Origin of the sequence: Ursidibacter arcticus (assembly GCF_009761375.1) — a bacterium.
In the GTDB taxonomy this organism is placed as follows: domain Bacteria; phylum Pseudomonadota; class Gammaproteobacteria; order Enterobacterales; family Pasteurellaceae; genus Ursidibacter; species Ursidibacter arcticus.
This window is the reverse complement of the sequence record NZ_LEKM01000185.1, coordinates 1-290: the sequence shown is the minus strand read 5'-3', so window position 1 is coordinate 290 and position 290 is coordinate 1. Positions and strand designations below refer to the sequence as shown.

At 37.2% G+C, this 290-nt stretch carries 1 rRNA gene; it reads right to left on the bottom strand.

The window, feature by feature from the left end:
- Positions 1-151 (bottom strand): 23S ribosomal RNA (locus A1D25_RS08385); the annotation flags it as partial.
- Between the last annotated feature and the right edge of the window lie 139 nt (positions 152-290).

Below are 290 nucleotides of genomic sequence, written 5' to 3'. Positions count from 1 at the left end.
AATAGTAGATTCTTCATCTACTGGGTTTCCCCATTCGGACATCTTGGATTAAGCGCCTCTTATCGACTCATCCAAGCTTTTCGCAGATTAGCACGTCCTTCATCGCCTCTGATTGCCAAGGCATCCACCGTGTACGCTTAGTCACTTAACTATACAACCTGAAGTATTTTCAGGTATTTCATTATGACACTAAGACTTAACTGCTTTTGTTCAGTTAAGATTTTATTACTCAGACTTTCTTTCGAAAATCTCTCAGTTTTTCAGCTTGTTTATATTTTTTTAAAGAACAA